The sequence below is a fragment of the Bartonella sp. WD16.2 genome, from assembly GCF_002022505.1.
GTDB lineage: Bacteria > Pseudomonadota > Alphaproteobacteria > Rhizobiales > Rhizobiaceae > Bartonella.
Genome location: NZ_CP019781.1, coordinates 929,776 through 954,464, shown reverse-complemented (window position 1 = coordinate 954,464; position 24,689 = coordinate 929,776). Strand labels below are relative to the sequence as shown.

General features: G+C 39.2%; 33 protein-coding genes and 1 pseudogene. 29 read left to right on the top strand and 5 right to left on the bottom strand.

Annotation, left to right across the window (positions count from 1 at the left end):
• Positions 1-136 precede the first annotated feature (136 nt).
• Positions 137-2,860 carry a valine--tRNA ligase gene (locus tag BWD162_RS04085; protein WP_078705550.1) on the top strand — a complete coding sequence of 908 codons (2,724 nt, stop codon included), beginning with the start codon at positions 137-139 and terminating at the stop codon, positions 2,858-2,860.
• 196 nt (positions 2,861-3,056) lie between these two features.
• The gene (locus BWD162_RS04080; protein ID WP_078705549.1) at positions 3,057-3,845 is read left to right on the top strand and encodes a tetratricopeptide repeat protein; all 789 of its coding nucleotides are present in this window, start codon (positions 3,057-3,059) and stop codon (positions 3,843-3,845) included.
• Positions 3,846-3,944: 99 nt separating this feature from the next.
• Here BWD162_RS04080 and BWD162_RS04075 read toward each other — a convergent pair whose 3' ends face one another.
• From BWD162_RS04075 to xth, 5 genes are all read right to left on the bottom strand, one after another.
• Positions 3,945-4,691 (bottom strand): amino acid ABC transporter ATP-binding protein, encoded by a 747-nt coding sequence (locus BWD162_RS04075; protein ID WP_078705548.1) that lies wholly within the window; start codon positions 4,689-4,691, stop codon positions 3,945-3,947.
• 12 nt (positions 4,692-4,703) lie between these two features.
• Positions 4,704-5,420, bottom strand: a complete 717-nt coding sequence (locus BWD162_RS04070) for an amino acid ABC transporter permease (protein ID WP_078705547.1) — start codon at positions 5,418-5,420, stop codon at positions 4,704-4,706.
• Between the two features lie 2 nt (positions 5,421-5,422).
• Positions 5,423-6,175, bottom strand: coding sequence for an amino acid ABC transporter permease (locus BWD162_RS04065; RefSeq protein WP_078705546.1), 753 nt, complete (start codon positions 6,173-6,175; stop codon positions 5,423-5,425).
• Between the two features lie 137 nt (positions 6,176-6,312).
• The gene (locus BWD162_RS04060; RefSeq protein WP_078705545.1) at positions 6,313-7,221 is read right to left on the bottom strand and encodes a transporter substrate-binding domain-containing protein; all 909 of its coding nucleotides are present in this window, start codon (positions 7,219-7,221) and stop codon (positions 6,313-6,315) included.
• Positions 7,222-7,342: 121 nt separating this feature from the next.
• Positions 7,343-8,134, bottom strand: a complete 792-nt coding sequence (gene xth, locus BWD162_RS04055; RefSeq protein WP_194284846.1) for an exodeoxyribonuclease III — start codon at positions 8,132-8,134, stop codon at positions 7,343-7,345.
• A 506-nt stretch (positions 8,135-8,640) separates the two neighbouring features.
• Here xth and rpsL point away from each other — a divergent pair.
• From rpsL to BWD162_RS03920, 27 genes and pseudogenes are all read left to right on the top strand, one after another.
• Entirely contained in the window at positions 8,641-9,012 is a 372-nt protein-coding gene (gene rpsL / locus BWD162_RS04050) for a 30S ribosomal protein S12 (protein ID WP_007477052.1), read from the top strand.
• Between the two features lie 19 nt (positions 9,013-9,031).
• Entirely contained in the window at positions 9,032-9,502 is a 471-nt protein-coding gene (gene rpsG / locus BWD162_RS04045; RefSeq protein WP_010702581.1) for a 30S ribosomal protein S7, read from the top strand.
• A 27-nt stretch (positions 9,503-9,529) separates the two neighbouring features.
• A complete protein-coding gene (gene fusA / locus BWD162_RS04040) occupies positions 9,530-11,614 on the top strand; it encodes an elongation factor G (RefSeq protein ID WP_078705543.1) in 2,085 nt (694 codons plus the stop codon).
• Positions 11,615-11,676: 62 nt separating this feature from the next.
• Positions 11,677-12,852, top strand: coding sequence for an elongation factor Tu (tuf, locus tag BWD162_RS04035; protein WP_078705219.1), 1,176 nt, complete (start codon positions 11,677-11,679; stop codon positions 12,850-12,852).
• A 66-nt stretch (positions 12,853-12,918) separates the two neighbouring features.
• Positions 12,919-13,227, top strand: a complete 309-nt coding sequence (gene rpsJ, locus BWD162_RS04030; RefSeq protein WP_078705542.1) for a 30S ribosomal protein S10 — start codon at positions 12,919-12,921, stop codon at positions 13,225-13,227.
• Positions 13,228-13,254: 27 nt separating this feature from the next.
• Positions 13,255-13,995 carry a 50S ribosomal protein L3 gene (rplC, locus tag BWD162_RS04025; RefSeq protein WP_078705541.1) on the top strand — a complete coding sequence of 247 codons (741 nt, stop codon included), beginning with the start codon at positions 13,255-13,257 and terminating at the stop codon, positions 13,993-13,995.
• Positions 13,995-14,615, top strand: coding sequence for a 50S ribosomal protein L4 (gene rplD / locus BWD162_RS04020; protein ID WP_078705540.1), 621 nt, complete (start codon positions 13,995-13,997; stop codon positions 14,613-14,615). Before rplC ends, rplD begins: the two co-directional genes overlap by 1 nt.
• On the top strand, positions 14,612-14,905 hold the full coding sequence (locus tag BWD162_RS04015) for a 50S ribosomal protein L23 (RefSeq protein ID WP_078705539.1): 294 nt from the start codon (positions 14,612-14,614) through the stop codon (positions 14,903-14,905). The genes rplD and BWD162_RS04015 overlap by 4 nt, the downstream gene beginning before the upstream one ends.
• 21 nt (positions 14,906-14,926) lie before the next feature.
• Complete coding sequence (rplB, locus tag BWD162_RS04010) at positions 14,927-15,760, top strand: 50S ribosomal protein L2 (RefSeq protein ID WP_078705538.1); 834 nt, start codon at positions 14,927-14,929, stop codon at positions 15,758-15,760.
• 15 nt (positions 15,761-15,775) lie between these two features.
• Entirely contained in the window at positions 15,776-16,054 is a 279-nt protein-coding gene (rpsS, locus tag BWD162_RS04005) for a 30S ribosomal protein S19 (RefSeq protein WP_007477069.1), read from the top strand.
• Between the two features lie 2 nt (positions 16,055-16,056).
• Positions 16,057-16,446 carry a 50S ribosomal protein L22 gene (gene rplV / locus BWD162_RS04000; RefSeq protein WP_078705537.1) on the top strand — a complete coding sequence of 130 codons (390 nt, stop codon included), beginning with the start codon at positions 16,057-16,059 and terminating at the stop codon, positions 16,444-16,446.
• Positions 16,446-17,156 (top strand): 30S ribosomal protein S3, encoded by a 711-nt coding sequence (gene rpsC / locus BWD162_RS03995; RefSeq protein ID WP_078705536.1) that lies wholly within the window; start codon positions 16,446-16,448, stop codon positions 17,154-17,156. The genes rplV and rpsC overlap by 1 nt, the downstream gene beginning before the upstream one ends.
• Before the next feature lie 36 nt (positions 17,157-17,192).
• Positions 17,193-17,606: a 50S ribosomal protein L16 gene (gene rplP, locus BWD162_RS03990; RefSeq protein WP_078705535.1), complete on the top strand. Its 414-nt coding sequence runs from the start codon at positions 17,193-17,195 to the stop codon at positions 17,604-17,606.
• 12 nt (positions 17,607-17,618) lie between these two features.
• A complete protein-coding gene (gene rpmC / locus BWD162_RS03985) occupies positions 17,619-17,819 on the top strand; it encodes a 50S ribosomal protein L29 (RefSeq protein ID WP_078705534.1) in 201 nt (66 codons plus the stop codon).
• Positions 17,820-17,830: 11 nt separating this feature from the next.
• Complete coding sequence (rpsQ, locus tag BWD162_RS03980) at positions 17,831-18,070, top strand: 30S ribosomal protein S17 (RefSeq protein ID WP_078705533.1); 240 nt, start codon at positions 17,831-17,833, stop codon at positions 18,068-18,070.
• Between the two features lie 144 nt (positions 18,071-18,214).
• Positions 18,215-18,583 carry a 50S ribosomal protein L14 gene (gene rplN, locus BWD162_RS03975; protein WP_010701323.1) on the top strand — a complete coding sequence of 123 codons (369 nt, stop codon included), beginning with the start codon at positions 18,215-18,217 and terminating at the stop codon, positions 18,581-18,583.
• A gap of 12 nt (positions 18,584-18,595) precedes the next feature.
• Positions 18,596-18,910, top strand: coding sequence for a 50S ribosomal protein L24 (gene rplX / locus BWD162_RS03970; RefSeq protein WP_078705532.1), 315 nt, complete (start codon positions 18,596-18,598; stop codon positions 18,908-18,910).
• Positions 18,903-19,460, top strand: coding sequence for a 50S ribosomal protein L5 (gene rplE / locus BWD162_RS03965; protein ID WP_078705531.1), 558 nt, complete (start codon positions 18,903-18,905; stop codon positions 19,458-19,460). Before rplX ends, rplE begins: the two co-directional genes overlap by 8 nt.
• Before the next feature lie 24 nt (positions 19,461-19,484).
• A complete protein-coding gene (gene rpsN, locus BWD162_RS03960; protein ID WP_078705530.1) occupies positions 19,485-19,790 on the top strand; it encodes a 30S ribosomal protein S14 in 306 nt (101 codons plus the stop codon).
• A gap of 14 nt (positions 19,791-19,804) precedes the next feature.
• The gene (rpsH, locus tag BWD162_RS03955) at positions 19,805-20,203 is read left to right on the top strand and encodes a 30S ribosomal protein S8 (RefSeq protein WP_078705529.1); all 399 of its coding nucleotides are present in this window, start codon (positions 19,805-19,807) and stop codon (positions 20,201-20,203) included.
• A gap of 39 nt (positions 20,204-20,242) precedes the next feature.
• Positions 20,243-20,776: a 50S ribosomal protein L6 gene (rplF, locus tag BWD162_RS03950; RefSeq protein ID WP_078705528.1), complete on the top strand. Its 534-nt coding sequence runs from the start codon at positions 20,243-20,245 to the stop codon at positions 20,774-20,776.
• Positions 20,777-20,788: 12 nt separating this feature from the next.
• A complete protein-coding gene (gene rplR / locus BWD162_RS03945; RefSeq protein WP_078705527.1) occupies positions 20,789-21,151 on the top strand; it encodes a 50S ribosomal protein L18 in 363 nt (120 codons plus the stop codon).
• Between the two features lie 115 nt (positions 21,152-21,266).
• Positions 21,267-21,827 carry a 30S ribosomal protein S5 gene (gene rpsE, locus BWD162_RS03940; RefSeq protein ID WP_078705526.1) on the top strand — a complete coding sequence of 187 codons (561 nt, stop codon included), beginning with the start codon at positions 21,267-21,269 and terminating at the stop codon, positions 21,825-21,827.
• 31 nt (positions 21,828-21,858) lie between these two features.
• Entirely contained in the window at positions 21,859-22,065 is a 207-nt protein-coding gene (gene rpmD, locus BWD162_RS03935) for a 50S ribosomal protein L30 (protein WP_078705525.1), read from the top strand.
• Positions 22,066-22,091: 26 nt separating this feature from the next.
• Positions 22,092-22,559 (top strand): 50S ribosomal protein L15, encoded by a 468-nt coding sequence (gene rplO, locus BWD162_RS03930; RefSeq protein ID WP_078705524.1) that lies wholly within the window; start codon positions 22,092-22,094, stop codon positions 22,557-22,559.
• 169 nt (positions 22,560-22,728) lie between these two features.
• Positions 22,729-24,075, top strand: coding sequence for a preprotein translocase subunit SecY (gene secY, locus BWD162_RS03925; protein WP_078705523.1), 1,347 nt, complete (start codon positions 22,729-22,731; stop codon positions 24,073-24,075).
• A pseudogene (locus BWD162_RS03920) lies at positions 24,072-24,649 on the top strand (adenylate kinase). The gene secY and the pseudogene BWD162_RS03920 overlap by 4 nt, the downstream one beginning before the upstream one ends.
• Positions 24,650-24,689: the final 40 nt, after the last annotated feature.

Below are 24,689 nucleotides of genomic sequence, written 5' to 3'. Positions count from 1 at the left end.
ATTTTCCTTTTATTGTAAAAATTTGTTTGTAATTTTGTGAGGTCATTTTAAATGGGTGGCGTTTACAAATAATATTTGCTGGATATTAGGTTATAGGTTACGTTTTCTAGTGGTATTATGAGTAAGTGGGTGAAGAATGATAGAAAAAAACTATGATGCCGCTTCCATAGAACCACAGATCGCAAAAGAGTGGGAGATTCATGGTGTTTTTAAGGCGGGAGTTGGTTCAAAACCAGATGCAGAGCCTTTTTGCGTTATGCTTCCCCCACCGAATGTAACGGGCTCACTTCATATGGGGCACGCTTTAAATACAACAATCCAAGACATTATGGTACGTTTTCAGCGAATGAAGGGTAGAAACGTATTATGGCAACCTGGTTTGGATCATGCAGGGATTGCGACGCAAATGATCGTTGAACGCCAATTGGCAGAACATCAAGAACCAACACGTCAAGAAATGGGTAGGGAAAAATTTATTGAACGTGTTTGGAAATGGCGTCGTGAGACAGGTGGTGTTATTGTTAATCAGCTACGGCGTCTTGGTGTTTCATGTGATTGGTCGCGTGAACGATTTACAATGGATGAGGGGTTATCTCAAGCTGTTTGTGAAGTGTTTGTTGCACTTTATAAGCAAGGGTTGATTTATAAAGACAAGCGTTTAGTTAATTGGGATCCTGAATTATTAACGGCTATTTCAGATCTTGAAGTGGATTCGAAAGAAATAAAAGGTCATTTGTGGCATTTTAGATATCCGCTTGAAGGTAAAGTCTTTGATCCAAATGATTCAACAACTTTTATAACAATTGCGACAACGCGGCCTGAAACAATGCTTGGTGACACGGGCATTGCGGTTAATCCTGAAGATGATCGTTATAAAAATCTTATAGGTCAAAATGCTATTTTACCACTTGTGGGTCGCAAGTTATTGATTGTTGGTGATTCTTATGCTGACCCTGAAGAGGGAAGTGGTGCTGTAAAAATTACACCAGCACATGACTTTAATGATTTTGAAGTAGGGCAAAGAAATGGTTTACGCTTAATCAATATTTTAACGCAAAAGGCTGAAATTTTTTTACGTGATAATAAGGCGTTTTTTGGTGGTTTGATTTTATCAGATGAATTGAAAGCATTGGTGGAAGATTTAGATCAATGTGATCGTTTTGTTGCACGAAATCGGATTGTATCTTTAATGAAAGAGCGGGGTTATTTTGTGAGTGTTGATGATCATCTGCACACCGTTCCTCATGGTGATAGAAGTGGAGTGCCTATTGAGCCATTCTTAACCGATCAATGGTACGTCAATGCTGCAGAATTAGCAAAACCAGCAGTAGAAGCTGTTCGTCAAGGAAAAACACAATTTGTTCCAGCTAGTTGGGAAAAAACCTATTTCAATTGGATGGAGAATATTCAACCTTGGTGTATTTCTCGCCAATTATGGTGGGGACATCAGATTCCAGCTTGGTATGGCCCTGATGGTGTAATTTTTGTTGAAAAAAGTGAAGAAGAAGCTTTAGTTTCAGCTTTATCTCATTATGGTAGAGAGGTTCAGTTAACGCGTGATCAGGATGTCTTAGACACCTGGTTTTCATCAGCTTTGTGGCCTTTTTCGACGCTGGGTTGGCCACAGAAGACGACAGAATTAAGAACATTTTATCCAACATCTCTATCGGTCACTGGGTTTGATATTATTTTTTTCTGGGTTGCTCGTATGATGATGATGGGTATTCACTTTATGGGTGAGGTACCTTTTTCAGCTGTTTATGTACATGCTCTCGTACGGGACCAGACAGGTGCAAAGATGTCGAAATCTAAAGGAAATGTTATTGATCCGTTGGAACTCGTTGATCAATATAGTGCGGATGCTTTACGTTTTACTTTAGCTATTATGGCGACACAGGGTCGTGATGTGAAACTTGATCCTTCGCGTGTTGCAGGTTATCGCAATTTTGCTACAAAATTATGGAATGCCACTCGATTTGCAGAAATGAATGGGGTTAGGCATGGTTTGTCTTTTAAGCCGGAAGAAGCAAAACTTACTTTTAATCGTTGGATTGTAACAGAATTATCCAAAACTGTTTTAGCAGTGACTGCTGGTATTGAGAACTATAAATTTAATGAGGCTGCTAGCGCACTTTATCGATTTGCTTGGAATACATTATGTGATTGGTATCTTGAATTTCTTAAACCTGTATTTCAGGGTTCAGACGAAGATTCCAAAAAAGAAGCGCAAACATGTACTGCTTGGGTTCTTGACGAAGTTTATAAACTACTGCACCCTTTTATGCCTCATATGACGGAAAAGTTGTGGTCTCTCACAGCAATGTCGGGCATAAAGCGTGAAAATATGTTGGCATTGACGCAATGGCCTCAGATAACATTTATAGATGAAGAAGCTGCAATCGATGTTAATTGGCTTATTGACGTTATTGGTGAAATTCGTTCTGTGCGCTCTGAAATGAATGTTCCAGCAGCTGCACAAACACCTCTTGTTATTATAGAAGGGGAGGGGACAATACAAGAACGCGTGCAGCGTTATGATACTGTTCTTAAAAGATTAGCACGTGTTGAAACGATTTGTTTCTCTGATAAAATTCCATCTGGATCTGCGCAAATTGTTTTGGGAGAGGTGACTTTTTGTTTATTGCTGGAGCAGTTGATTGATTTAAATGCTGAACGTGCCCGTTTGATGAAAGATATCAATAAAATTGAACAAGATATTGAAAAAATATCAGTTAGGTTAAATAATCCAAAGTTTATAGAGAATGCAAAACTAGAAGTTGTTGAAATTGAACGTAAAAAAATCATAGAATTACGTGCTGCAAGGAATAAAACATCGCTTGCTTTAGAGCGCTTGGTTTAATTAAAATTTTTTATTTTTATGAAAGTCAAATATTATTTAAATGTGACACATTTCATAATTTTTTTTCATTACGTATTTTAAAAATTGAAATTATATAATACTTTATTTTTATTTTAAAAAGGTAATGTATTTTAAATACATGTTTTTTTAAGATTTGTAGTAGCATCAATGGTGTAATGAGATTGGATAACTTTTAATGATAAATAACTTTAAAATATTCAAGATAGCTATGATTGCTATTACTTTAGGGATGCTTTCTACTGTTTATGCAACGGATGTAAATGTTTCCCAGAAAGTAACTAACCATTCATCTGTTTTTTTTAAGCGTGGTATGTCTGCTTATAAAAATGGACAAACAGACCAAGCTATTTCAGCTTTACATTGTGCAGCTAATATGGGCCACATTGGTGCAAATTGGAAACTTGGTTATATTTATGCAAATGGCGATGGTGTGCCTGAAAATGATTATAAGGCATATAATTTTTTTGCACGTATCGTTGAAAAAGGTGCTGATCCTGGCTCGGAGAATGAAAGTTATGTTTCTGATGCATTGGTTAAACTTGCGGGTTATCTTAGAAAAGGTATTCCTGATTCGCCTGTAAAAGCTAATCCTTCTTATGCAGTTAATCTTTATACGCAGGCTGCGACGAATTATAGAAATCCTCAAGCTCAGTATTATCTAGGTAGAATGCTTTTAAAAGGTGAAGGTGGGGAAAAAAATTCTGTACAAGCAGCCCGATGGTTTCAACTTGCAACTAAGAAAGGGAATTCTTCTGCTCAGGCTATGCTCGGAAATATGTTGTTTCAAGCAGGGGAAATGGTTCGTGGTGTAGCAATGTTAACTGCAGCTTATGAAAAGGCTAACACAAAAGATCAAAGTTGGATTCGTCCCATGCAAGAACGAGCTTTTGCTATTTGTGATGAATTTGAACGGCGTAAAGCAATGTCGTTAGCTATTGATATTCTTGAAAAGAGTAATTCTTAAGCAATTTTATTTGTGGTAATACACCTCTAATATCTATACATAAATTTCGGTTTATGTATAGATTCGCAATAAAATGACTTTACATACACAGTGTAACAGTTAATGATTAAGAATTTTTGATAAAAATTCTTGTGCACGTGGTGTTCTAGCTTGTGGATCAGAGAAGAATTCTTCTGACGAGCAGTCTTCAAGAATTGTTCCTTGATCCATGAAAATTACGCGCTTTGATACTTTTTGCGCAAAATTCATTTCATGAGTTACGCAAATCATTGTCATACCTTCTTCTGCTAAATTGATCATGACATCTAACACTTCACCTACCATTTCGGGATCCAAAGCAGAGGTTGGTTCATCAAAAAGCATAACAAGTGGATCCATAGTCAAGGCTCGTGCAATAGCAACACGTTGCTGTTGGCCTCCTGAAAGTTGACCGGGGTATTTATTTTTATGTTCAATAAGTCCAACACGCTCAAGATATAATAAGCCACGCTCAAGTGCTTCTTTCTTACTGCGCTTTAGAACTTTAATTTGTGCAATTGTTAAATTTTCTGTGACAGATAAATGTGGGAAAAGCTCAAAATGTTGAAATACCATTCCTACATGGCTGCGCAATTTAGGTAAATTTGTTTTTTTTGAGTGTATTGGTACACCATTAATCCAAATTTCGCCTTTTTGAAAAGGTACTAAAGCGTTGATGGTTTTAATGAAGGTTGATTTCCCTGAACCTGATGGCCCACAAACTACCACAACCTCCCCTTTGTTAATATTGGTTGTACAATTTTTAAGAATATTAACTTCGCCGTACCAATTGGAAACGTTTTTCATTTCGATCATATGAGTAGACATTTTTTTTCCTTATTAGCGAATGATGGATATTTTTTTCTGAAGGTGTAAAACTATCTGTGACAATGTAAAGCAGATAGCAAAATAGAAGATGGCCGCTAAAATATAAGCTTCTTGTTTTACGCCAAAATTGTTAGAAACAATATCAAAACCGTTTAAAAGGCTATTACCACTAATTGCGTAGACAAGTGTTGTGTCTTGAAACAGAATAATAACCTGTGTCAAAAAAACAGGAAGCATGTTTCTGAAAGCTTGGGGAAGAAGTACAATATACATGTTTTGCCAATACGTCATTCCGAGAGCTTGTCCTGCATATTTTTGCCCTTGTGGTATTGAAGAAAGGCCAGCGCGCATGATTTCAGCAAAATAAGCCGCTTCAAATGCTGTAAAAGTAATTAATGCTGATTTGTTCGCGCCGATTGACGTTCCCGTTAGAAAAGGTAAGAGCACAAAAAACCATAAAATAACCATAACAAGGGGTATTGAGCGCATGGCAGTTATATAAATTACAGCAAGCGAAGAAAGAAGTTTAATAGAAGAAAGCCGCATCACTGCTAATAATATGCTAAAAATAAGCCCAAATATCGTTGCAAAGAGTGTTAGAAAAACACTAAAAAGCAGACCCGGCAGAATATAAGAGAGGAATATATCAAAAGTAAAAAATGAAAAATCAAAATCTGAAAAATTAAAAGAAAAATAGGGCCAAAAATAAGAATTCATAAAATCTGTCATATTCAACGCCCCCCCGTTTTAAAATTAGGAATTCTAAGCATTTTCTCAATGATTGTCATCATAATAAAGATGAATAAAGCTATGGCAATATAAAGAATAGTAACAATCAAATAGTTTTCATAAACATGACTTACTTCTTCAATTGTTTGATATTGGAACTGCATTAGTTCATTAATAGAAACGGCAAATGCTATAGATGAATTTTTTACAATCCCCATTGCTTCTGAAGTTAATGGTGGCATGATTGTACGAATAGCACGTGGTAATATAATATAGCGATAACTTTGACCAGTAGTAAATCCCATTGCCATGGCTGCATAACGCTGGCCAGAAGAAATAGATTCAATACCTGAACGAACTTGCTCTGCGACACGTGCAGATGTGAAGAATCCTAAAGCACAGGTTATTAATGCAATAGGTGAAAAATTTATTGCTGGTGGATAAATTTTAGGGACGACAAAATACCATAAAAATACTTGTACAAGCAGAGGGATATTGCGCATAATTTCTACCCAGACGCAACCAATAGCACGAAGAACGCGGTTGATGATGGAAGTGTGGGGCAAAGTGCGTATCGTTCCTATAATGACACCGACAAATACAGCTAATATTAATGAAGAGACAGATAATATAGCGGTATTTTTGAAACCATCGAGCAGAGTGTCCAAGTAGGTATGACCTATACCAGGAGTTCCAAGACATCCAATCACTGGTGTTTGATTAAGATCATCTATACAAAGGAAAAAAAAGTCCATTAGTCAACATTTCCTAAAGTTGTCCATCCCTTTAGGGTGGATAAATCAGCTGCATTACACATGCTAAATTTATTGAAAAGTTAAAAAAAACAACCACACTCGATTTTTGGAGAGTGTGGTTGCTCTTTATTTAGATACTACAAGTTGTTTTCTATATAATGTTCCCGAGGTTTATTGTTGGGATTTTCCCAAGCGGATTTTGTTGATTGGGATAAGGGAAGATTGACAACAGTATTTGTAGGAGGAATTGGTTCCATAAACCATTTATTGTAAAGTTTTTCAAGTGAACCATCTTTAATTTGCCGCATAATACTATTGTTGATTTCTTGCTCGAGATTTTTGTCATTTAATCGAAGCATACAGGCAATAGGTTCAATTGAAAGCACGGTATCAAGAATTATATAATCGGATGGGTTTTTTGATTTAGAAATATGCCCAGAGAGAATTGAAGCATCCATCACAAATGCGTCAGCACGACCAGATTCTAACAACAAAAAGCTATCTCCGTGATCCTTACCTGTTACAACTTTGAAGTTAATGTTTTTTGCTCGTTTATTTTTACGGATAAGTTGAACAGATGTTGTACCGGTGGTAGTTGCAACTGTTTTACCATTTAAATCTTCAATAGATTTAATACCAGAACTTTTCTTCACAGCAATTCGAACTTCTTCAACATAAGTGGTATAAGCAAACGTTGCCTCTTTATTGCGGGAAGAATCATTTGTTGTAGAACCACATTCGAAATCATAGGTTCCGTTTTGTAACAGAGGAATTCGATTTTGTGACGTGATAGGAAGATAATGGATTTTAATTGATTGACCAATTTTTTTTGAAATATCATCAATGATATATTCCGCCATTTCTGTATGAAAACCTGTATATTTACCATTACCAATAGCATAGGCTAAACCTATAGATGATTCGCGAACACCTAAAGTAATTTCTCCTGTTGCTTTAATTTTCTCCAGTGTGTTATTTTGAGCTTGCACCATATTTGTTAGCCCAATAACAATCGTTGCACTAAATGCCAACAGTAATTTTTTCATTATTTCCTCCATTTATTTTATAATTTTTGTTCTTAATTATTATATTAGAATTTTTTTGCACGCAATGTAACATGTTTATTATTCCAAAGTGGGCATTTTTTAAATTATCCTCATAACAAGGTCAAATTTTTAAATCAGAATTGAGCTCAATCCACACAGGAACATGGTCTGACGGTTTTTGATATCCTCTTGCTTCTGTTTGACTGTAAGCACAAACAAGTTGATCTGCAGCTTCTGGGGATAATAATAAATGATCAATACGAATACCATTGTTTTTTTGCCATGCACCCGCTTGAAAATCCCAAAAACTAAAAGAAGAGTCATCTGTAACATTACGAATAGAATCATAAAAACCTAAATAAATAATGCGTTGGAACGCTTGTCGTGTTTGTGGAAGAAATAAAGCATCATTTTTCCATTCTTCAGGTTTTTTTGCATCCAATGGGGTTGGGATGACATTATAATCACCAGCTAAAACAAGGGGATCTTCATATGCAAGTAATAATTTTGCATGCGTATACAATCTCTCCATCCATTTCATTTTATAAAGATATTTTTCGCTATTGATGGGGTTACCGTTCGGGAGATAAAGGGAAGCAACACGGACAACCCCTTTATTTGTTGAATAAACCGCTTCAATATAACGTGCTTGCTCGTCATTATCATCACCTGGTAATCGACGGATAAGTTCATCAGGTCTTTTTTTAGAAAAAATTGCAACACCATTGAAATTTTTTTGTCCATGTGTCTCTATATGATATCCTAAAGTTTCAATTTCATTACGTGGAAAATTTGCATCAATACATTTAATTTCTTGTAAGCAAACTATATCTGGCTGATTTTTCTGCAGCCATTTATATAGTGTGTCATGGCGTGCTTTTATTCCAGCGATGTTCCATGTTGCAATTTTCATAGTATTAACTATTAAACATTATATATACAATTAGCAAGTGATTACAGAATAGTATGTTAAAAACTCCTTAATATGTTACAGTTGTTTTTGTTGAATGGAATTATTACAGCAGTGATTTGCTTTACAATAGTCTCTTTAAAAATCAAATTTTAAAAAGTGTCGTAATGTTACTTTATTTTTATTTTTGCAAACTTTCTGTTGTTTAATACTTGACGAATGTATATGTTCTCGCTATTAAAAATCATCGTGACCAATGTGAGAGTGATTAATATTTTAGGGCTTTACCCTGAGATTTATCTCAAACAGAGTTTGTTTTTAAAAATTTAAAAGCCAATACTAGTGCAAGAGGCGAGTGCCTCCTCTGCTTTTAGTCGGGTAAGCCGTTTATGTAAGCATGCCCGACTTTATGTGTAAGTTTAAGTCTTTATTCCAATTTGTATCGGGATAGGCATTAGTAAAAAAAGCCCAAATGGGTGAGATAACGTAGATTGAAAGAGGAAGGTTGTATGCCTACCGTAAACCAGTTGATTCGCAAACCACGTGTAGCGCCAGTTAAGCGCAATAAGGTTCCTGCCCTCCAGGCAAACCCACAAAAACGTGGCGTTTGTACTCGTGTTTATACAACGACACCGAAGAAGCCTAATTCTGCTCTTCGTAAAGTTGCTAAAGTTCGTTTAACAAATGGATTTGAGGTTATCGGTTATATTCCTGGTGAAGGGCATAATCTTCAAGAGCACTCTGTTGTGATGATTCGTGGTGGTCGTGTAAAAGATTTGCCAGGAGTTCGTTATCACATTATTCGTGGTTTACTTGATACACAGGGTGTTAAAAATCGTAAACAGCGCCGTTCAAAATATGGCGCGAAACGCCCGAAATAAATACTGAGAGACAAAGCCAATGTCCCGTCGTCATAGAGCAGAAAAACGTGAAATTAATCCAGATCCTAAGTTTGGTGATGTGGTCATTACAAAGTTTATGAATGCCATTATGTTTGATGGTAAAAAATCTGTTGCTGAGCGCATTGTTTATGGTGCGCTTGATGCGGTTGAGAGTAAAGTCAAAACAGATCCTGTGGCTTTGTTTCATCAGGCATTAGAAAATGTTGCTCCACATATTGAAGTTCGTTCGCGCCGTGTTGGTGGTGCTACTTATCAGGTTCCGATAGATGTTCGTCCTGATCGTCGTCAGGCTCTTGCTATTCGTTGGTTAATTGTGGCGGCGCGTGGGCGTAATGAGACGACAATGATTGATCGTCTTTCTGGAGAGTTGGTGGATGCTGCTAATAATCGTGGTTCTGCAGTAAAGAAGCGTGAGGATGTGCACCGTATGGCTGAGGCTAACCGTGCATTTTCTCATTATCGCTGGTAGGTATATTGTAAATCTAAGGCAAATAGAATGGCTCGCGAATATAAAATCGAAGACTATCGTAATTTTGGTATTATGGCGCATATTGATGCGGGTAAGACCACGATGACTGAGCGTATTTTGTTCTATACTGGTAAAAACCATAAAATTGGTGAAACTCATGATGGCGCTTCTACAATGGATTGGATGGAGCAAGAGCAAGAGCGTGGTATTACAATTACATCTGCTGCGACAACAACTTTTTGGAAAGGGCGTGATGGGCGGAGTAGACGTTTTAATATTATTGATACGCCTGGGCACGTTGATTTTACAATTGAGGTTGAGCGTTCTTTACGTGTTCTTGATGGTGCGATAGCTTTATTAGATGCGAATGCTGGTGTGGAACCTCAAACGGAAACAGTTTGGCGACAGGCTGAGAAATATCATGTACCACGCATGGTTTTTGTGAATAAAATGGACAAAATTGGGGCTGACTTCTATCGTAGTGTAGAAATGGTTGGTTCGCGGTTGGGTGCTAAGGCGCTTGTTGTCCAGTTGCCAATTGGTTCTGAAAATGATTTTGAAGGTGTTGTTGATCTTGTTGAAATGAAGGCGTTGAGGTGGGATGGTTCTATTGGCGCTTCGGCTACAGTGAGTGAAATTCCAGTTGAGTTGAAAGAAAAAGCAGAGGAATATCGTGAAAAATTAGTTGAAATGGCAGTTGAGGTTGATGAAGCTGCTATGGAGGCTTATTTGGATGGTGTTATGCCAACTGATGAGCAGCTTATGACTCTTATTCGTAAGGGAACAATAGAGGTTCAGTTTCATCCAGTTCTTTGTGGTACTGCCTTTAAAAACAAAGGGATTCAACCACTATTAGATGCTATTGTTTCTTATCTTCCTTCTCCGGTTGATGTTCCGGCTATTAATGGTATTGATGTTAAAACTGAAGCTGAAACAACACGTGAATCTTCAGATGATGCTCCGCTTTCTATGCTTGCTTTTAAGATTATGAATGATCCGTTTGTTGGATCATTAACTTTCTGTCGTATTTATTCTGGTAAGATTCAGAGGGGGATTTCTCTTGAGAATACAGTTAAGGGAAAAAAGGAACGTTTAGGGCGTATGCTTCAGATGCACTCAAATTCTCGTGAAGATATTGAGGAAGCGTTTGCTGGTGATATTGTTGCTCTTGCAGGTCTTAAGGAGACGACAACAGGCGATACTCTTTGTGATCCTTTGAAGCCTGTTATTCTGGAGAGGATGGAATTTCCTGAACCTGTTATTGAGATTGCGATTGAGCCGAAAACGAAAGCGGATCAAGAGAAAATGGGTATTGCACTTAATCGTTTAGCTGCGGAAGATCCTTCATTTCGTGTTAAATCGGATGAAGAATCTGGCCAAACAATTATAGCTGGGATGGGAGAGTTGCATCTTGATATTATTGTTGATCGTATGCGGCGTGAATTTAAGGTTGAGGCTAATGTAGGTCAGCCACAGGTTGCTTATCGTGAAACAATTACGAAAGTTGCAGAGATTGACTATACTCACAAAAAGCAGTCTGGTGGTGCTGGGCAATTTGCGCGTGTGAAGATTATTTTTGAGCCTCATGACGGTGATGATTTTGTGTTTGAATCAAAAATTGTTGGGGGTGCTGTTCCTAAGGAATATATTCCAGGTGTTCAGAAGGGTATTGAAAGTGTTATGGGGTCAGGGCCTCTTGCAGGTTTTCCCATGCTTGGTGTGAAGGCTATTCTAATTGATGGTGGTTATCATGATGTTGATTCTTCTGTTTTGGCTTTTGAAATTGCCGCGCGCGCAGCATTTCGAGAGGGGGCACAAAAGGCAGGTGCACAACTTCTTGAACCAATCATGAAGGTGGAGGTTGTGACTCCAGAGGATTATATGGGAGATGTAATTGGTGATTTAAATTCTCGTCGAGGTCAAATTTCAGGTACTGAAGTGCGTGGTATTGCAACGGTAGTAAATGCAATGGTTCCTTTGGCGAATATGTTTGGTTATGTAAACACGCTTCGTTCAATGAGTCAGGGGCGTGCTCAATATACAATGCAATTTAATCATTATGAGCCTGTTCCTTTAGCTGTGGCGCAGGAGATTCAGAAAAAATACGCGTGATCTTCTGATTGCGTATTAACTTTAACTTAGTCCTTGATTTGGACAGAAAATGGAGAGCTCACATGGCAAAGAGCAAATTTGAACGTACGAAGCCGCATGTTAATATAGGAACGATAGGTCACGTTGACCATGGGAAGACGTCCTTGACAGCGGCGATTACGAAATATTTTGGTGAATTTAAAGCGTATGACCAAATTGATGCGGCGCCTGAGGAGCGTGCCCGTGGAATTACCATTTCAACAGCGCATGTTGAGTACGAAACAGAACAACGTCACTATGCGCATGTTGATTGTCCAGGTCACGCGGATTATGTGAAGAACATGATCACAGGTGCAGCACAGATGGATGGAGCGATTTTGGTTGTTTCAGCAGCTGATGGACCGATGCCTCAGACACGTGAGCATATTTTGCTAGCACGTCAGGTTGGTGTTCCTGCGATTGTGGTTTTTCTAAATAAGGTTGATCAGGTTGATGATGCTGAGCTTTTAGAGCTTGTTGAGCTTGAAGTTCGGGAACTTCTTTCGAAATATGACTTCCCTGGTGATGATATACCGATAGTTAAAGGTTCTGCGTTAGCGGCTCTTGAGGATTCAGATAAAAGTATAGGTGAGGATGCAGTTCGTCGTTTGATGAGCGAAGTTGATAATTATATTCCAACGCCTGAGCGTCCAATTGATCAGCCGTTTTTGATGCCTATAGAGGATGTTTTTTCAATATCTGGGCGTGGAACGGTTGTAACGGGTCGTGTTGAGCGTGGAATTATTAAAGTTGGTGAAGAAATCGAGATTATAGGTATTCGTCCGACTTCTAAGACGACGGTTACGGGTGTTGAAATGTTCCGTAAGCTTTTAGATCAAGGTCAGGCAGGTGATAATATAGGTGCATTGCTTCGTGGTATTGATCGTGAGGGGATTGAACGTGGACAAGTTTTGGCGAAGCCTGGTTCTGTTACACCACATACCAAGTTTAAAGCTGAGGCTTATATTTTGACGAAAGATGAGGGTGGTCGTCATACACCGTTTTTTACAAATTATCGTCCACAGTTTTATTTCCGCACGACGGATGTGACAGGAATTGTTACACTTCCAGAAGGTACGGAAATGGTTATGCCAGGTGATAATGTTGCAATGGATGTTTCTTTGATTGTTCCAATTGCAATGGAAGAGAAGCTTCGTTTCGCTATCCGTGAAGGAGGGCGTACTGTCGGAGCTGGTATCGTTTCTAAGATTATTGAATAATATTAATAATTGTTAGAGAAGTGTCTTTAGTGTTAGAGTTGCTCCGTATGACAGGAAAATAAGAATATGAATGGTCAGAATATCCGTATTCGCTTAAAAGCGTTTGATCACCGGATTCTTGATGCGTCGACACGTGAGATTGTGTCGACCGCCAAGCGTACTGGCGCTAATGTCCGTGGTCCTATTCCGCTTCCGACGCGAATTGAGAAGTTTACGGTCAATCGTGGGCCGCACATTGATAAGAAAAGTCGTGAGCAATTTGAAATGCGCACACATAAGCGTCTTCTTGATATTGTTAATCCCACACCGCAAACGGTGGATGCTCTTATGAAGCTTGACCTTTCTGCTGGTGTGGATGTAGAAATTAAGCTCTGAGGTTTGAAGACAGAAGGAACAAACCCGATGCGTTCAGGTGTAATAGCACAAAAACTGGGTATGACCCGTGTATACAATGAGGCCGGTGAACATGTGCCAGTGACAGTACTTCGTTTGGAGAATTGTCAGGTTATTGCTCAGCGTACAGTTGAGAAGAACGGTTATACTGCTGTTCAATTAGGTGTGGGGTTTGCGAAAGTTAAAAATATTTCGCGGGCTCTCCGTGGACATTTTGCTAAGGCTGTGGTTGAACCAAAAGCTAAGGTGGCAGAATTTCGTGTTAGTCCCGATAATTTACTTGATGTAGGTACTGAAATTACAGTGGAACATTTTATTCCAGGACAAAGAGTTGATGTGACGGGTACAAGTATCGGTAAAGGTTTTGCCGGTGTTATGAAGCGGCATAACTTTGGTGGGCATCGTGCTTCACATGGTAATTCAATTACACATCGTGCTCATGGTTCAACAGGACAATGTCAAGACCCGGGTAAAGTATTTAAAGGTAAAAAAATGGCTGGTCATATGGGGCAGGTACGTGTGACGACGCAAAATATCGAAGTTGTTTCTACTGATGTTGATCGTGGTTTGATTTTGGTACGTGGTGCTGTTTCTGGTTCTAAAGGAGCTTGGATTTTAGTGCGTGATGCTGTAAAGAGGCGTCTTCCTGATAATGCGCCAAAGCCCGCTGGGATTCGTCGCTCTGTAGGGAAAAAGACTGAATCAGCTGCTCCGGTGGTAGATGCCTCTAAAGCTGAAGGGGCTGAATAATGGATCTTATAATTAAAACTCTTGACGGCAACGAAGTTGGTAAGTTACAAGTTTCTGAACATATTTTTGGTCTCACTCCGCGTGAAGATATCCTTCAGCGTGTTGTTCGTTGGCAGCTTGCACGTCGTCAACAAGGAACACATCAGTCACAGGGACGCTCTGATGTAGCTCGGACAGGGGCAAAAATGTTTAAACAAAAAGGTACTGGGCGTGCTCGGCATTCATCTGCTCGCGTGCCGCAGTTTCGGGGTGGTGGTAAAGCGCATGGTCCAATGACTCGTAGTCACGTACATACTCTTCCTAAAAAGAGTCGTGCACTTGGGTTGTGTCTTGCTTTGTCAGTAAAACTAAAGACAAATGATTTGATTGTAGTTGATGAGCTTAATGTTCGGGATGCTAAAACCAGGGTACTTGTTAAGAATTTTTCTAAACTTGGTTTTAATAATGCTCTGTTAATTGGTGGAAAAGAAATAAATGTGAATTTTTCTCGTGCAGCATCTAATATTCCTAATGTTGATGTTTTGCCTGTTCAGGGGATTAATGTTTATGATATTTTGCGTCGCAATAAGCTTGTTTTATCAAAAGCAGCTGTTGAGGTTCTTGAGGAGCGCTTTAAATGACGAATCTTCGCCACTATGATGTAATTATCAGTCCGGTTGTTACTGAGAAATCGACTATGATTTCTGAATATAATCAAGTCGTTTTTAATGTTGCACCAAAAGCAATGAAACCTGAAATTAAAGCAGCTGTTGAAGCGCTTTTTAATGTTAAGGTTAAGGCGGTTAACACGACGATTCGTAAGGGTAAAGTGAAGCGTTTCAAAGGTTTTGTTGGTCGGCAGAGTGATGTCAAGAAAGCGATTGTGACATTGGCTAAAGGTTACTCAATTGACCTTTCGGCAGGTCTTTAATAAGGCTCGGAGATAAGAATAATGGCACTTAAGCATTTTAATCCAACAACGCCCGGGCAACGTCAGCTTGTTATTGTAGAGCGTTCTGATCTTCATAAGGGTAAATCTGTAAAGACGCTGACTGGGGGATTGTCGTCAAAGGGGGGGCGCAATAATCATGGTAAAGTTACAGCCCGTTTTCAGGGCGGAGGACATAAGCGTAACTATCGGTTTATTGATTTTAAGCGTCTTAAGCGCGATATGTCTGCAAAGGTTGAGCGTTTGGAATATGATCCAAATCGTACTGCTTTTATCGCATTGATTCGTTATGAAGATGGGCAATTAAGTTATATTCTTGCGCCGCAGCGTCTTGGTGTTGGTGATTTTATTGTTGCGGGTTCAAATGTTGACATTAAACCAGGTAATGCAATGTCTCTTTGTAATATGCCAGTAGGTACGATTGTTCATAATGTGGAAATGAAGCCTGGTAAAGGTGGTCAGATTGCACGTTCTGCAGGGGCTTATGCACAGCTAGTTGGGCGAGATCAAGGGATGGCTATTCTTCGGCTTAATTCTGGGGAGCAGCGTTTGGTTCCTGGTGGTTGTTTTGCAACTGTTGGCGCTGTTTCAAATCCTGATCACGGAAATATTAATGATGGTAAAGCTGGTCGGTCGCGTTGGCGTGGAAAGCGTCCACATGTTCGTGGTGTAGCTATGAATCCAGTTGATCATCCACATGGTGGTGGTGAGGGGCGTACGTCGGGTGGTCGTCACCCTGTGTCTCCTTGGGGTAAGCCTACGAAAGGTAAGCGTACACGCTCCAATAAAACTACTAGTAAATTTATTATGCGTTCACGTCATCAACGTAAGAAATAAGAGAGGTAGTCTAAAGTGGTTCGTTCAGTTTGGAAAGGTCCGTTTGTTGACGGCTATCTTCTTGGAAAAGCAGAGAAGGTACGTGCAAGTGGGCGTAATGAAGTTATTAAAATGTGGAGTCGTCGTTCTACCATTCTGCCGCAATTTGTTGGTTTGACTTTTGGTGTTTATAACGGCAATAAGCATATTCCTGTTTCTGTTTCTGAAGAAATGGTTGGGCATAAATTTGGCGAGTTCGCTCCTACTCGAACCTATTATGGTCATGGTGCGGATAAGAAGGCAAAAAGGAAGTAGTAATGGGTAAAGCTAAAGTTCCGCGTCAACTTAAGGACAATGAAGCGAAGGCTGTTGCTCGAACGATTCGTATTAGTCCACAAAAGCTGAATCTAGTTGCTGAGATGATTCGTGGTAAGCGGGTTAATACGGCGTTAGCTGATTTAACATTTTCACGTAAACGTATTGCTCAGACAGTTAGAAAAACTCTTGAATCAGCGATCGCAAATGCGGAAAATAATCATGATCTTGATATTGATTCGTTGATTGTTTTAGAAGCACATGTTGGTAAGTCTATAGTAATGAAACGTTTTCATGTGCGTGGTCGTGGGCGTTCTAGTCGGATTGAGCGTCCATTTTCGCATCTTACTATTATTGTTCGTGAAATTGCCGAAAAAGAGGAGGCTGCGTAATGGGGCAGAAGATCAATCCAATAGGGCTTCGTCTTGGAGTTAATCGAACTTGGGATTCGCGTTGGTATGCTGATAGCGGTGAATATGGTCGTCTCCTTCATGAAGATTTAAAAATTCGTTTATATGTGGTTGAAGAGCTAAAGCAAGCGGCTATTTCTAAGGTTGTTATTGAACGTCCTCATAAAAAATGTCGCATTATAATTTATTCAGCGCGCCCTGGTCTTATTATTGGTAAAAAGGGTGCTGATATTGAAAAGCTTCGTTGTAAACTTTCAGAAATGACGAATGCTGAGACTTCACTAAATATTGTTGAAATTCGTAAGCCAGAAATTGATGCAACAATCATTGCACAATCAATTGCTCAGCAGCTTGAGCGTCGTGTTGCTTTTCGGCGTGCAATGAAGCGTGCTGTTCAATCCGCTATGCGCCTTGGAGCAGAAGGTATTCGAATTAATTGTTCTGGTCGTCTTGGTGGGGCTGAGATTGCTCGTATGGAATGGTATCGTGAAGGTCGTGTTCCGCTTCATACTTTGCGTGCTGATGTGGATTACGGTACAGCAGAGGCTAAGACGGCGTATGGTATTTGTGGTGTTAAAGTTTGGGTTTTTAAAGGCGAGATCCTTGAGCATAATCCAATGGCTTCGGAGTGTCGTGCTATGGAGAGTGATCATTCAGGGGGGGTATCGAATCGCCGCCGTGAAAATATTTAATTTTTGTGGTTGAATTGAAATTTGGAGTAGAAAGTAATGTTGCAGCCAAAGCGTACAAAATTTCGTAAGCAATTCAAAGGCCGTATTCACGGTGTTGCGAAAGGTGGTACGGATTTAAATTTCGGTGCTTACGGTTTGAAGGCTATTGAGCCAGAGCGTATTACTGCGCGCCAAATTGAAGCAGCGCGTCGTGCAATTACACGTTACATGAAGCGTTCTGGTCGTGTGTGGATTCGGATTTTTCCAGATGTTCCAGTTACATCTAAGCCGACTGAGGTTCGTATGGGTAAAGGTAAGGGAAGCGTTGACTATTGGGCAGCGCGTGTTTCTCCTGGGCGCGTTATGTTTGAGCTTGATGGGATTCCTGAGGATGTGGCACGTGAAGCGCTTAGATTGGGCGCTGCAAAGTTGCCTGTTAAGACTCGTTTTGTTCAACGAATTGCCGAATAAAGAGGTTAAGCGATGAAAGCTGAGGAATTACGGGCACAAACGCTCGACCAAATGAAAGATGAGTTGACTAAGTTAAAGAAAGAACAGTTTAATCTGCGGTTTCAAAAAGCGACAGGTCAATTAGAAAAAACTGCACGTGTTAAACAGGTTCGTCGTAACATTGCGCGTATTAAAACTTTTCTTCGTCAGAAGATGGATGGAAACAAGGTTTAAGGAAATAAGAGATGCCTAAACGCATTTTGCAAGGCGTTGTCGTTAGCGACAAGAGTGATAAAACTGTAGTTGTCAAAGTGGAGCGTCGTTATTCTCATCCGCTTCTCCAAAAGACGGTTCGACAGTCTAAGAAATACAAGGCGCATGACGAGAACAATCAATTCAAAATCGGAGATCGGATTTCTATTCAAGAATCTAAACCGATTTCGAAAGATAAACGTTGGATTGTTATTGTAGACAGTGTAATGTAATTAATCAGGCTAATTATTTTAAAATTTAACATTGGTTTTTTCCATTAGTAAATTTTGATAAGTAGCTTCATTGTTGTTTGACAGGCAAATCCGGATGTGTGAAAGGCATTGTCGGATTTAAATAAGAAAAGGTGGTGGCCAGTCATGATTCAGATGCAAACAAACCTCGACGTTGCTGATAATTCTGGTGCTCGTCGTGTCATGTGCATCAAGGTGCTGGGCGGTTCGAAGCGGAAGTATGCTTCGGTCGGTGACATTGTTGTTGTTTCGGTTAAGGATGTTATTCCTCGTGGCCGTGTTAAAAAAGGTGATGTGATGAAAGCTGTGGTAGTTCGTACTGCTAAAGATATTCGTCGCGCGGATGGTAGTGTAATTCGTTTTGATAGAAATGCTGCTGTTTTGGTGGATAATAAAAAAGAGCCGATTGGTACACGCATTTTTGGGCCTGTTCCTCGCGAACTTCGTGGTAAGAACCATATGAAGATCATTTCGCTCGCTCCTGAGGTGTTGTAAGGAGTAGATATCGTGCAAAAAATTCGAAAAGGTGATAAAGTTATCGTTTTATCCGGAAAAGATAAAGGGCGTAGTGGTGAAGTTATTAAGGTGAATCCCAAAAATAGCAGCGCTCTTGTTCTTGGAGTTAATATAGTTAAACGTCATCAGCGTCAGACACAAACGCAAGAAGCTGGAATTATTTCTAAGGAGGCGCCTATTCATTTGTCTAATTTGGCAATTGTTGATCCTAAAGATGGTAAACCTACACGTATAGGCTTTCGTATAAATGCAGATGGTAATAAAGTTCGTGTTGCCAAACGGTCGGGAGAACTGATTAATGGCTAAAGAAAAACAGAAACCGCGCATGAAGACGCATTATCTTGAAGTTGTTCGTAAAATGCTTCAAGAGAAGTTTAGTTATAAAAACGAAATGCAAATTCCGCGTGTTGATAAAATTGTGATTAATATGGGGATTGGTGAGGCGACTACTGATTCCAAAAAACCATCTATTGCGGCTGAAGATCTGACATTGATAACAGGTCAAAGAGCTGTAGTTACCTACGCGCGTAATTCTATCGCGAGCTTTAAGGTTCGTGAAAAAATGCCGCTTGGAGCTAAAGTTACATTGCGTAAAGATCGTATGTTTGAGTTTTTGGATCGTCTTATTACGATTGCCCTTCCACGGGTACGTGATTTTCGTGGTTTAAATCCAAAAAGCTTTGATGGTCATGGTAATTTTGCTATGGGTATTAAAGAGCATATTGTGTTTCCAGAAGTTAATTATGATAAAGTTGATCAGATTTGGGGCATGGATATTATCGTTTGTACGACAGCGAAAACGGATGAGGAAGCGCGTGAATTATTGCGTGCTTTTAATTTTCCATTTCGCTTGTAACGGCAAACGTAGTGAGGTGATATTATGGCTAAAGTAAGTGCCGTCGAGAAAAATAAGCATCGTGTCGTGATGGCAAAGCGTTATGCTGCACGTCGTGCACGTTTGAAAGCAATTGTGATGGATCAGAAGGTTTCGCTTGAAGAGCGTTTTAAAGCTTCTATTCGGTTGGCGGAGCTGCCACGTAATTCTACAAAGGTTCGTATTCGTAATCGTTGTGAAGTTTCAGGGCGTCCAAGGGCTTATTATCGTAAATTAAAAATGTCGCGAATTGCACTACGTGAACTTGGTTCTCTAGGTCATATTCCCGGCATTGTTAAATCTAGTTGGTAAGAGGAGATAGTAAGATGTCTATGTCAGATCCTCTTGGTGATATGTTAACGCGTATTCGTAATGCACTTAGTCGTAAAAAAGGTAAAGTAGTGACGCCTGCTTCTAAGCTTCGTAGGCGGGTTCTTGATGTTCTGCAATCTGAAGGTTATATTCGTGGATATAATCAGGTTGATTTTGGTAAAGGGAAGTCCGAAATCGAAATTGAATTGAAGTATTTTGAAGGTTTAGCTGTTATTCGTGAGATTTCACGTGTTTCAAAGCCTGGTCGTCGTGTGTATGTTTCTGCTAAGTCTATTCCTCAGGTAGCAAATGGTCTTGGTATTTCAATTTTGTCGACTCCTAAAGGGGTCATGGCAGATCATGAAGCGCGTGAACAAAATGTCGGTGGAGAAATTCTCTGTCGTGTTTTCTGATTAGATTGTAAGCAAACGAAAGTAAAACAGGTTAAAACAATGTCTCGTATTGGAAAAAGGCCTATTCCAGTTCCTCTTGGAGTTACTGCTACTGTTGAAGGTCAGTTGATTAAGGCGAAAGGTCCAAAAGGTGAATTGAGCTACATCGTTAATGATGAAGTTTTAGTTAAGCTTGAGGAAAATGTTGTGTCGGTTTTACCGCGTGATCAATCAAAAGATGCACGCTCTAAATGGGGTATGTCGCGTTCAATGATTGAAAATATTTTTTGTGGTGTGAAAGATGGTTTTGAAAAGAAACTTGAGATTAACGGCGTTGGTTATCGTGTTGCTTTACAGGGTAAAGATATTCAATTATCATTAGGTTTTTCTCATGATGTTATTTATAAAGTACCATCTGGTGTTACTGTGACAGTTCCTAAGCCGACAGAGATTGTTGTTTCTGGAATTGATAAACAGCAAGTTGGGCAAGTTGCGGCAGAAATTCGTGAATATCGTGGACCCGAGCCTTATAAAGGTAAAGGTATTAAATATGTAGATGAACGTATCGTTCGTAAAGAAGGTAAAAAGAAGTAAGGGTTTTGCGTTATGGTTTCATCTAAAAAGGTTATTCAGCGCCGTGCGCAGCGTGTTCGTCGTCAAATTAGAGCTGTCGCTAATGGTCGTCCGAGACTTAGTGTTTACCGCTCAAATCAGAATATTTATGCACAAATTATTGATGATTTACGTGGGTATACACTTGCTTCTGCATGTACTCTTGAAGAAGAATTGAGAAAATCTTTAAAAAGCGGTTCTGATAAAGCAGCTGCTTTTGCTGTTGGTAAATTAATTGCTGAACGTGCAAAAAAGGTTGGCATTAATGAAGTTGTTTTTGATCGTGGAGCATATGTTTATCATGGTCGAGTGAAAGTTTTAGCTGAAGCTGCTCGTGAGGGCGGTTTGAATTTTTAAAATATCTTGTTTAGAGATCTTGTTAAGAAGGTATTTTGATGTTTTGTATGAATTCCTTAATTTAATATTGAGGATTCGTGTTAAGGTGCTTCCGGAAAAGAAAAAGGAATGAGGAATGGCACAAAAAGAGCGTAATGATCGCGATGAGCGTCGAAATGAAAATAGTAGTGAATTTGTTGATAAACTTGTGCACATTAATCGTGTTGCTAAAGTTGTGAAGGGTGGACGGCGTTTTGGTTTTGCTGCTCTTGTTGTTGTTGGAGACCAAAAAGGACGTGTTGGTTTTGGTCATGGTAAGGCGCGCGAAGTGCCTGAAGCAATTCGTAAGGCTACAGAATCTGCAAGGCGTGAAATGGTTTACGTTCCGCTTCGATCTGGGCGTACATTACATCATGATGTTGAAGGCTGTCATGGAGCTGGTCGTGTGTTGTTGCGCTCAGCTTCTGCTGGTACCGGTATTATTGCTGGTGGGCCAATGCGTGCTATTTTTGAAACTCTTGGCGTGCAAGATGTTGTTGCTAAATCATTAGGTTCGTCAAATCCTTATAATATGGTACGTGCAACTTTTGATGCTTTAAAGCGTCAGGTGCATCCTAAAGATATTGCAGCGCAACGTGGTATTAAATATTCAACTTTACAATCGCGCCGCCAGCATTTGATTGGTTCAGAAGAATAATTTCTGAGGTTTGTTAGAAAAGGAATTGAAAATGGTTCAAAAAAAATCTCAGGTTGGCAAGACGGTAACGGTGGAGCAAATTGGAAGTCCAATTCGAAAGCCGCAAATTCAGCGTGCAACGTTAAAGGGGCTTGGATTAAATAAGATGCGTCGTCGTCGCACTTTAGAGGATACGCTTTGTGTGCGAGGTATGATTGCTAAGGTTTCGCATCTTGTTCGGGTTGTGGATGAAGGTTAGAATAGAAGGTCGCAGGAGTATAGAATATGAAACTTAACGAACTGCGTGATCGCGAAGGCGCAACAAAGAATCGTAAGCGTATTGGACGCGGTATTGGTTCGGGTAGTGGTAAAACGGGTGGTCGTGGTGTTAAAGGACAAAAGTCACGTTCTGGTGTATCACTTAATGGTTTTGAGGGTGGGCAGATGCCTATCTATCGTCGTTTGCCAAAGCGTGGATTTAAAAATTCCTTTGCCAAAATTTATAATGAAGTTTCATTAGGTCGAATTCAACGAGCAATTGATGCAGGAAAGTTAAGTATTGAAAAACCAGTTGATGTTTTTGTGTTAAAAGAAGCCGGTGTTGTTCGTCGTGTAAAAGATGGTGTTCGTCTTCTTTCTGATGGTGAGTTAAAAGCTAAGATTGTGTTTAATGTTTCTGGTGCTTCTAAGATTGCTTGTGTAAAGATTCAAAAAATTGGTGGTCAGATTAATTTTCTTGAATCTGTCCAGTAAGTTCATTTTTTGGTAAATAATGGCTGGCCTGGAAAGGAGTATATGTGACTCATTCTAGGCCATTATTTATGAAAGGCTATTTAAGTTTTGTATTTATTTTTATTGGCATATGAATGTTAGGGTTATTGTTGTGTAAGCAACGAGTTGGAGTATAAACTGGAGAGATTTTATGGCATCAGCTGCAGAACAACTTGCTTCCAATATAAATTTTAGCACTTTTTCACGTGCGACTGAATTAAAAAAACGTATCTGGTTTACTTTAGCTGCACTTCTTGTGTATCGTTTTGGTACTTATATTTCTTTGCCTGGTATTAATATTGATGCTTTACGGCAAACGTTTGAGCAGCATGCGTCCGGTGTACTGGGATTGGTAAATATGTTTGCTGGAGGTGCTGTTGGGCGTATGGCGATTTTTGCACTAGGAATTATGCCTTATATATCAGCATCAATCATTGTACAGTTGCTAACTTCAATTATTCCTTCATTGGAATCTCTTAAAAAAGAAGGTGAATTAGGCCGTAAAATTATTAATCAATATACTCGCTATGTAACAGTAATATTGGCTATTCTGCAGGCTTTTGGTGTTGCTGTTGCTCTTGAAACTGGTATAGGAACAGGACTTCAAATTGTTTTGGAGCCTGGTGTGATGTTTCGTGTTTCTGCTGTCATTACGTTGGTTGGTGGAACGATGTTTTTGATGTGGCTTGGTGAGCAGATTACATCACGTGGTATTGGTAATGGGGTTTCTCTCATTATTTTTACAGGTATTGTAGCTAATTTCCCTTCCACTTTTGCTCAACTTTTGACTGCGCATAGTCACGCTGATTTATCAACTTTTTTATTAATAGGAATTGTTTTTATTATTGTTTTTGTTGTTGGATTCATTGTTTTTATAGAACGTGCACAACGCCGAATTCTTATTCAATATCCAAAACGTCAAGTCGGTAATCAGATGTTTCAGAGTGATGTATCGCACCTTCCTTTAAAGTTGAATACTGCTGGGATTATCCCTCCAATTTTTGCTTCATCTTTGTTATTGTTGCCTGCAACTATTAATAATTTTTCTGATAAAATGCCACAGTGGATTCAGACTGTTTCTTTTTCTCTTGGTCATGGACAACCACTTTATATGATAATTTATGCAGCTTTGATGGCGTTTTTTTGTTTTTTCTATACAGCTATTGTATTTAATCCTAGTGATACAGCGGATCAATTAAAAAAGCATTCGGGTTTTATTCCCGGAATTCGCCCTGGTGAGCGTACAGCTGAATATATTGATTATGTTTTGACGCGTATTACTGTTGTCGGTGCGGTTTATATTATCCTAGTTTGTTTACTGCCGGAGTTTATGATATCGACACTGCATGTTCCTTTTTATCTTGGGGGTACGTCCTTGCTCATTGTTGTTACTGTTACGCTTGATACGGTTGCTCAAATTCAGGGGCATCTTGTTGCGCACCAATATGAAGGGTTGATTAAAAAGTCGAAACTCCGTGGAGGCAAAAGGAATCGATGAGAGTTATTTTTTTAGGACCTCCTGGAGCTGGTAAGGGTACTCAAGCTAAAATATTAGGTGAGCATTATAACATTCCTCAATTATCAACAGGTGATATGTTGCGTGAAGCCGTTATAACGGAAAAAGAAATTGGTAAAAAAATAAAGCCATTATAGAAAATGGTGCTTTGGTATCTGATGATATTGTTAATCAAATTGTATCAGATCGTATTGAGGAGAATGATTGTGTAAACGGTTTTATATTGGATGGATATCCGCGCACTGTAGGACAAGCAGAAGCATTACAACAGATTTTACAATCAAAAAATATACAGCTTAATGCCGTTATTCAATTTATTGTTGATGAAAAGGCTTTGATTGAGCGCATGAAGAAACGTGTTGAGGAAACGATTGCTGTTGGTGGACAGGTTCGTTCAGATGATAATTTTGATTCTTTTGCAAAACGATTAGTTGAATATCGTGAAAAAACGGCTCCTTTATCAGAATTTTACTTGAAAACAGGTTTGTTAAAAAAGGTTGATGGAATGGTGTGTGTTACTGATGTATCACGTGCAATTAAAGAATTCCTTGAATAAGAAAATTTTTTAAAGTAAATGAAAAGAGTTGACTTTTATA

Coding starts and splice junctions, on each gene's coding strand:
- BWD162_RS04085 (WP_078705550.1), top strand. CDS start 137: ATGATAGAAAAAAACTATGATGCCGCTTCCATAGAACCACAGATCGCA.
- BWD162_RS04080 (WP_078705549.1), top strand. CDS start 3,057: ATGATAAATAACTTTAAAATATTCAAGATAGCTATGATTGCTATTACT.
- BWD162_RS04075 (WP_078705548.1), bottom strand. CDS start 4,691: ATGTCTACTCATATGATCGAAATGAAAAACGTTTCCAATTGGTACGGC.
- BWD162_RS04070 (WP_078705547.1), bottom strand. CDS start 5,420: ATGACAGATTTTATGAATTCTTATTTTTGGCCCTATTTTTCTTTTAAT.
- BWD162_RS04065 (WP_078705546.1), bottom strand. CDS start 6,175: ATGGACTTTTTTTTCCTTTGTATAGATGATCTTAATCAAACACCAGTG.
- BWD162_RS04060 (WP_078705545.1), bottom strand. CDS start 7,221: ATGAAAAAATTACTGTTGGCATTTAGTGCAACGATTGTTATTGGGCTA.
- xth (WP_194284846.1), bottom strand. CDS start 8,134: ATGAAAATTGCAACATGGAACATCGCTGGAATAAAAGCACGCCATGAC.
- rpsL (WP_007477052.1), top strand. CDS start 8,641: ATGCCTACCGTAAACCAGTTGATTCGCAAACCACGTGTAGCGCCAGTT.
- rpsG (WP_010702581.1), top strand. CDS start 9,032: ATGTCCCGTCGTCATAGAGCAGAAAAACGTGAAATTAATCCAGATCCT.
- fusA (WP_078705543.1), top strand. CDS start 9,530: ATGGCTCGCGAATATAAAATCGAAGACTATCGTAATTTTGGTATTATG.
- tuf (WP_078705219.1), top strand. CDS start 11,677: ATGGCAAAGAGCAAATTTGAACGTACGAAGCCGCATGTTAATATAGGA.
- rpsJ (WP_078705542.1), top strand. CDS start 12,919: ATGAATGGTCAGAATATCCGTATTCGCTTAAAAGCGTTTGATCACCGG.
- rplC (WP_078705541.1), top strand. CDS start 13,255: ATGCGTTCAGGTGTAATAGCACAAAAACTGGGTATGACCCGTGTATAC.
- rplD (WP_078705540.1), top strand. CDS start 13,995: ATGGATCTTATAATTAAAACTCTTGACGGCAACGAAGTTGGTAAGTTA.
- BWD162_RS04015 (WP_078705539.1), top strand. CDS start 14,612: ATGACGAATCTTCGCCACTATGATGTAATTATCAGTCCGGTTGTTACT.
- rplB (WP_078705538.1), top strand. CDS start 14,927: ATGGCACTTAAGCATTTTAATCCAACAACGCCCGGGCAACGTCAGCTT.
- rplV (WP_078705537.1), top strand. CDS start 16,057: ATGGGTAAAGCTAAAGTTCCGCGTCAACTTAAGGACAATGAAGCGAAG.
- rpsC (WP_078705536.1), top strand. CDS start 16,446: ATGGGGCAGAAGATCAATCCAATAGGGCTTCGTCTTGGAGTTAATCGA.
- rplP (WP_078705535.1), top strand. CDS start 17,193: ATGTTGCAGCCAAAGCGTACAAAATTTCGTAAGCAATTCAAAGGCCGT.
- rpmC (WP_078705534.1), top strand. CDS start 17,619: ATGAAAGCTGAGGAATTACGGGCACAAACGCTCGACCAAATGAAAGAT.
- rpsQ (WP_078705533.1), top strand. CDS start 17,831: ATGCCTAAACGCATTTTGCAAGGCGTTGTCGTTAGCGACAAGAGTGAT.
- rplN (WP_010701323.1), top strand. CDS start 18,215: ATGATTCAGATGCAAACAAACCTCGACGTTGCTGATAATTCTGGTGCT.
- rplE (WP_078705531.1), top strand. CDS start 18,903: ATGGCTAAAGAAAAACAGAAACCGCGCATGAAGACGCATTATCTTGAA.
- rpsN (WP_078705530.1), top strand. CDS start 19,485: ATGGCTAAAGTAAGTGCCGTCGAGAAAAATAAGCATCGTGTCGTGATG.
- rpsH (WP_078705529.1), top strand. CDS start 19,805: ATGTCTATGTCAGATCCTCTTGGTGATATGTTAACGCGTATTCGTAAT.
- rplF (WP_078705528.1), top strand. CDS start 20,243: ATGTCTCGTATTGGAAAAAGGCCTATTCCAGTTCCTCTTGGAGTTACT.
- rplR (WP_078705527.1), top strand. CDS start 20,789: ATGGTTTCATCTAAAAAGGTTATTCAGCGCCGTGCGCAGCGTGTTCGT.
- rpsE (WP_078705526.1), top strand. CDS start 21,267: ATGGCACAAAAAGAGCGTAATGATCGCGATGAGCGTCGAAATGAAAAT.
- rpmD (WP_078705525.1), top strand. CDS start 21,859: ATGGTTCAAAAAAAATCTCAGGTTGGCAAGACGGTAACGGTGGAGCAA.
- rplO (WP_078705524.1), top strand. CDS start 22,092: ATGAAACTTAACGAACTGCGTGATCGCGAAGGCGCAACAAAGAATCGT.
- secY (WP_078705523.1), top strand. CDS start 22,729: ATGGCATCAGCTGCAGAACAACTTGCTTCCAATATAAATTTTAGCACT.